6 protein-coding genes are annotated in these 5,633 nt (G+C 68.5%); 2 read left to right on the forward strand and 4 right to left on the reverse strand.

Annotated features, from left to right (window positions below; translation table 11 throughout):
• From AC1D1S_RS18710 to AC1D1S_RS18720, 3 genes are all read right to left on the reverse strand, one after another.
• Window positions 1-2,255: aerobic carbon-monoxide dehydrogenase large subunit (locus tag AC1D1S_RS18710; RefSeq protein ID WP_476995168.1), on the reverse strand; the 2,255-nt coding region annotated here is incomplete at its 3' end.
• Window positions 2,252-2,809, reverse strand: a complete 558-nt coding sequence (locus tag AC1D1S_RS18715) for a (2Fe-2S)-binding protein (protein WP_476945094.1) — start codon at window positions 2,807-2,809, stop codon at window positions 2,252-2,254. The genes AC1D1S_RS18710 and AC1D1S_RS18715, both read right to left, overlap by 4 nt.
• Window positions 2,810-2,814: 5 nt before the next feature.
• Window positions 2,815-3,693, reverse strand: coding sequence for an FAD binding domain-containing protein (locus AC1D1S_RS18720; RefSeq protein WP_476945095.1), 879 nt, complete (start codon window positions 3,691-3,693; stop codon window positions 2,815-2,817).
• 131 nt (window positions 3,694-3,824) lie between these two features.
• Between AC1D1S_RS18720 and AC1D1S_RS18725 the strand changes: the two genes are divergently transcribed.
• Together AC1D1S_RS18725 and AC1D1S_RS18730 are read left to right on the forward strand one after the other, a co-directional pair.
• Entirely contained in the window at window positions 3,825-4,814 is a 990-nt protein-coding gene (locus tag AC1D1S_RS18725) for a LysR family transcriptional regulator (RefSeq protein ID WP_476945245.1), read from the forward strand.
• Between the two features lie 116 nt (window positions 4,815-4,930).
• Window positions 4,931-5,248, forward strand: a complete 318-nt coding sequence (locus AC1D1S_RS18730) for a DUF6457 domain-containing protein (RefSeq protein WP_028276814.1) — start codon at window positions 4,931-4,933, stop codon at window positions 5,246-5,248.
• Window positions 5,249-5,441: 193 nt separating this feature from the next.
• On the opposite strand, the gene AC1D1S_RS18735 is transcribed toward AC1D1S_RS18730, so the two are convergent.
• On the reverse strand, window positions 5,442-5,633 hold a 192-nt coding region (locus AC1D1S_RS18735; RefSeq protein ID WP_476995169.1), incomplete at its 5' end, for a hypothetical protein.

Below are 5,633 nucleotides of genomic sequence, written 5' to 3' on the forward strand. Positions count from 1 at the left end.
GCGGACTCACCGATGCCCTTCGCCCCGATCGGGTGGTGCGGGGAGGGCGTGACAGTGAATCCGGTTTCCCARTCCGGCACCTCCATGGCCGTGGGGATCAGGTAGTCCATGAAGGACCCGGCGAGGCAGTTGCCGTCCTCGTCGAATTCGATGATCTCCATCAGGGCCATGCCCACACCGTCCGTCAGCCCGCCATGCACCTGGCCTTCGATGATCATCGGGTTGATCCTGGTGCCGCAGTCATCCACCGCGATGAAGCGCCGCACTTTGACCTGCCCGGTGCCGGGATCGATGTCGACGACGCAGATGTAGGCGCCGAACGGGAAGGTCAGGTTCGGCGGGTCGTAGGTGACCTCGGCGTCGAGGTTTCCGTCAACGCCCTCAGGCAAGGCAATCGTGCCGTGGGCGCCCATGGCGATCTCGGCCATGGTCTTGCCGACGCTCGGATCGCCTTTGACGAACCAGCGACCCTTTTCCCATTCGAGGTCCTCGGGGCGGGTCTCCAGCATCGCCCCGGCGATCAGTTTCGCCTTCTCGCGCACCTTCCGGGCTACAAGGGCCACGGCGCCGCCGCTGACCGGCGTCGAACGGCTGCCGTACGTGCCCAACCCGAACGGGGTCTGGTCGGTGTCCCCGTGCACCACCTCGATGTCCTCCGGCGGGATGCCGAGTTCTTCCGCCACGATCTGGGCGAAGGTGGTCTCGTGGCCCTGGCCCTGGCTCTGCACCGAGATGCGCACCACGGCCTTGCCCGTGGGGTGGACGCGCAGCTCGGCGCCGTCGGCCATGCCGAGGCCCACAATGTCGAAGTGCTTCCTGGGCCCGGCTCCGACGACTTCCGTGAAGAAGGAAACCCCGATGCCCATGAGTTCCCCGCGTTCGCGTTTCTCGGCCTGCTCGCGGCGGAGGTCCTCGTATCCGGCGAGCTGCATCGAGAGGCGCATGGCGGCCTCGTAGTTGCCCGAGTCGTAGACCCAGCCGGTCTTATTGGCATAGGGGAATTGTTCCGGCTTGATGAAGTTCTTGAGCCGCAGCTCCGCCGGGTCCATGTCCAGCTTGCGGGCCAGGATGTCGACCATCCGCTCCACGAGGTACACGGCCTCGGTGACCCGGAACGAGCACGCGTACGCGACCCCGCCGGGCGCCTTGTTGGTATAGACGCCGGTGACGGAGCAGTGGGCGGCCGCGAGGTCGTAGCTGCCGGTGAAGATGGAGAAGAATCCGGCCGGGTTCTTGGTGGGCTGGGCGGTGGCGTTGAACGCGCCGTGGTCGGCCAGCACGTGGGTGCGCAGGGCGAGGATCTTGCCGTCCCTGGTCGCCGCGATTTCGCCCTGCATGATGTAGTCCCGGGCGAACGAGGTCGACATCAGGTTTTCGGAGCGGTCCTCCACCCATTTGACCGGGCGGCCGGAGACGATCGAACCGACGACGGCGAGGATGTAGCCGGGATAGATCCCGACCTTGTTGCCGAAGCCGCCGCCGATATCGGGGGAGACGATCCGGATCTTGTGCTCGGGGATGCCGGCGACGATCGCGAACAGGGTCCGGTGCGCGTGCGGTGCCTGCGTGGTCTCGTAGAGCGTCAGCTTGCCGTTGACGGCGTCGAAATCGGCGACGGCGCCGCACGTCTCCATCGGGGCGGGATGGACCCGCGGGTAGACGACCTCCTGGCTGACCACAACATCCGCGGCGGCGAACACCGCATCCGTTTCGGCCTTGTCGCCCATCTCCCAGTCGAAGATCCGGTTGTCGTTCCGGCCCTCGATCTCATCGCGGATCACCGGGGCGTCTGCGTCCAGTGCCTTGCGGGCGTCCACCAGCGGGGGAAGGACATCGTATTCGACGTCGATCAGCTCCAGGGCGTCCCGGGCGGCGTAACGGTCCTCAGCCACGACAAACGCGACTTCCTGGCCCTGGAACCGGACTTTGTCGGTCACCAGCACGGCCTGGACATCCGCCGACAGCGTCGGCGCCCACGCGAGCTTCAGGCCCAACAGGTCCTTGCCGGTAATGACGGCGACCACTTTCGGATGCGCGAGGGCGTTAGTCGTGTCGATGGACACGAGCCGGGCGTGCGCGACCGGAGCGCGCAGGATGGCGCCGTGCAGCATCCCCGGCAACACGATGTCATCCAGGTAGTGGCCCTTGCCGCGCACGAAGCGCGGGTCTTCCTTGCGCTGAATGCGGCCATAGCCGATGGGGCGGTCCTCGTCGCCAGCGGCCGGGTTTGACTGCCGGTCATGGATGACGGTCATGCCTTCACCTCCGTGTCTTCTGTCTCCGCCGTGACATCCGGGACGGCGGTGTCCGTGTCCGGGACGCCGGTGGCGGTGTCGGCCAGGCCGGAGCCGGCCGGATGGGCGGCGGCCCACTGCACCGAGCGGACAATCGTCGCGTAGCCCGTGCACCGGCAGATCTGCCCGGAAATGGCCTGCCGGATCTCGGCGTCGTCCGGGTGCGGATTCTTATCCAGCAGCGCGCGGGCCGTGAGCATCATCCCAGGGGTGCAGAAGCCACACTGCAGCCCGTGCTCTTCCATGAAGCCCTGCTGGACGGGGTCGAGGGTGCCGCCGCTGGCCAGCCCCTCGACGGTGCGGATGTCGTGCCCCGCGGCCATGGCGGCCAGGACGGTGCAGGACTTCACGGGCTGTCCGTCCATCAGGACCACGCACGTCCCGCAGTTGCTTGTGTCGCATCCCCAGTGAGTACCGGTGAGGCCCAGGACCTCGCGGATGTAGTGGACCAGGAGCACCCGGGGCTCAATCTCGCTCGTGACGTCGGCGCCATTCACGGTCATGCTGATCTGCATCGGCTTCAGCCTTCCTGCATCTGGGCGGCGCGGGCACAGGCCCGCCGCAGTACCCGTTGGGTGAGCTCATCGGCGAGATGCCGCTTGTAGTCGACCGGGCCGCGCTGGTCAGCCACCGGATCGCAGGCTTCCGCTGCCAGCCTGCCCGCCTCGGCGAACAGCTGCTCGTCCGGATGCCGGCCGCGGAGCACGGCGGCGGCCCCGGCCAGGGGGTGGTCAAGGCCCAGGGCGGTGAGCCCGACGGCGGCGTCGTCGACAGTGCCGTCCGCGGCGAGGGTGACGGCGGCACCTGCGGCACCGACCGCCCAGTCTCCGACCCGGCGTTCGACCTTTTCATAGGCGCTGCCCGACCGGGGGCGGATGCCGAACCTGAGTTCGCAGAGCAGTTCATCGTGCCCGACCGCGGTTTCATAGGGGCCGCGGTGGAACTCGGACATGGACAGGATGCGCTCGCCGCCTGGTCCGCGGATCACGGCCTCGGCGCCCAGGACYCCGCAAACCGTGGAGAGGTCCTCGGCCGGGTCGGCCTGGCAAAGCGAGCCGCCAATGGTGCCGCGGTTGCGGACCACGGGGTCGGCGATCACCCGCTCGGCGTCCCGCACGATGGGGAACAGCCCGGCCACCTCCTCCGACTCGAGCAGGGTGGTGTGGCGCGTCAGGGCGCCGACCCTTAGTTTGTTGCCGTCACGGAGGATGAAATCGAGCTCGTATAAGTCATTGATGTCGATCAGCCATTCGGGCCGGGAGAGGCGGAGCTTCATCATCGGCAGGAGGCTATGCCCGCCGGCCACCACCCGCGAGTCGGGTCCGTACCGGGCAAGGAGTTCCAGGGCGTTCTCCACCGTAGTGGCGCGCACGTAGTCAAATGGAGCCGGAATCTGCATAGTCCCTACCTCACTCCGAAAGGCCGGCGGCGTGGAGCAGCGGCTGCCTGGCGCCGGATTGAGGTCAGTCTTGCCGCGGCCTGGCGGGGCTGTCAATATCGTCATAAGCGAAAGGTTATGAAGCCGTGGCGATGACATTGGGACAGTTGCGGACCTTCGCCCTGGTGGCCAAGCTGGGTTCCCTCCATGCGGCCGCCGTCCAACTCGGAGTCAGCGAACCGGCAGTCTCGACGGCGCTCGCCGCACTCAGGCAGGATCTGGGCGACCCGCTCTTCGTGCGCGCCCATGGCGGGATCGCGCTGACTCCCGGCGGCCGGGCGCTCGCCGAACATGCCCAGGACATCGTGGGACTGGCGGACCGGGCCCGGTGGGAGGTGGCACATGCCCAGACCGAGACCGGGCGGCTGAAAATCGTGGCGACGGCGCCGTTTGCCGAGCACGCGGCGGGGCGCCTGCTGGACCTTTTCACCCGCCGGGTTCCCGGGGCTTCCGTCGATGTGGTGGTGGAGGAAGCCGAGGACATCGCCTCGCTGATGCTCGAACGCGTCTATGACATCGCTTTGGGGGTCAGGCCCGCCGTCCGCAACGGCTCCCGTGCCAACGGCACTGGCGCCGTCGGCATCGACTCCGTCCCGTTCCTGCGGTACCAGCGGATCGTCGTGGCGGCCGCCGGACATCCGATCGCCGCCCTCCACGGGCCGGTCGCGCCGGCCGAGCTGGTGCGCAGACCCTGGTTTGCCGGGCCCGCCGGCATCCAGGCGGCCAGCGAGGAGGGCCGCTGGCTGGCCGCCCAGTCGGTGGCGCCGGAGATCGTCCGGTTGAGCAGCGAAACGGAGGCCCTGGCCGCCGTCAGGGCCGGAGAGGGAACCATGCTGGCGCTGGGGCATATTGTCCGGGCTGAAATCCGCAGCGGTTCCCTGGTCCGTGTGCCGGTAGCCGGAACGCCGATCTCCGGACTCTGGTGGGCCAGTACCCTGGACCGCGGCCGGGCCACCACCATGGCGCGGACCCTCCAACGGTTTGCCGGCACCGCCGACGCCACCGCGGCCATGGTCGCCCCCGGCGGTTCGCGAGGGCTGGAACGGCGGGGGTCCAAGTTCCACGTGGCGCTCTGGAGCTGAGGGGCCGCCGCCGTGCCGGCTGCCGCTGTGCCGCTGTGTCGCGTTGCGCAACGCCGGGGGCGGGTGCTACCCCTTGAGGGTTAGACGATCCATTCACCCTGCGAGAAGGAGTAGCAATGACGTTGTCCCGAGACGAAGACAGCTCGCTGAGGCATTGGAGCAGCCGGCTGATCCAGGCGCTGCAGATCCTCGACCTGGAAGTCGACCACGAAAAGATCGTCCAGGTGGCAGAGGAATCGGTCAAAGCCGTCGGGCCGCATGCGGACGCCATCAGTGCGTTCATCGTGGGCTACGCGGCGGGTACTGCGTCCACCAAGGGCCGCAAGGGCACGCAGGAGGCCGTGCACGCCGCATCAAACAAGGTCATCGAGCTCTGCGAACATGGCGAGTCGGGCGGCCCTGACGAGAAAGGCTGGGCCAAGAGGGCCCAGTAGCCCGGCCCGCGAGCACCTTGGAAGCACGCCGGACCTGATGCACAGGGATCACGCCATGCGCGCGGTCCGCAGCCACTGGACATGCTCCGCGGTGGGGCGCAGGGACGGGCATGTTGGTGTTATGTCCACTCGCCGGGGCCGGGGCGGGGCATGTCCGGTGGTGCGGACTGGCCCGGCCCCGGCTGGCGGGTGCCTAGGGTGAGGCCACCCGGGCAGGGGCTGTTGCCGCGCCGTCGGGCGTCTGGTCCAGGCTCGGCTCGAGCCGGACGATGACTGCCTTCGAGACTGGCGTGTTGCTGCCTTCGGCCGTGTGGTTCAGCGGCACCAGCACGTTGGCCTCGGGGTAGTACGCCGCCGCGCAGCCCCGTGCCGTGGGGTACGACAC

This window comes from Arthrobacter sp. P1_A5 (genome assembly GCF_056406825.1).

Excerpts from the sequence above, each read along its gene's own strand:
- AC1D1S_RS18725 (WP_476945245.1), top strand. The coding sequence starts at position 3,825 with ATGACATTGGGACAGTTGCGGACCTTCGCCCTGGTGGCCAAGCTGGGT.
- AC1D1S_RS18715 (WP_476945094.1), bottom strand. The coding sequence starts at position 2,809 with ATGCAGATCAGCATGACCGTGAATGGCGCCGACGTCACGAGCGAGATT.
- AC1D1S_RS18730 (WP_028276814.1), top strand. The coding sequence starts at position 4,931 with ATGACGTTGTCCCGAGACGAAGACAGCTCGCTGAGGCATTGGAGCAGC.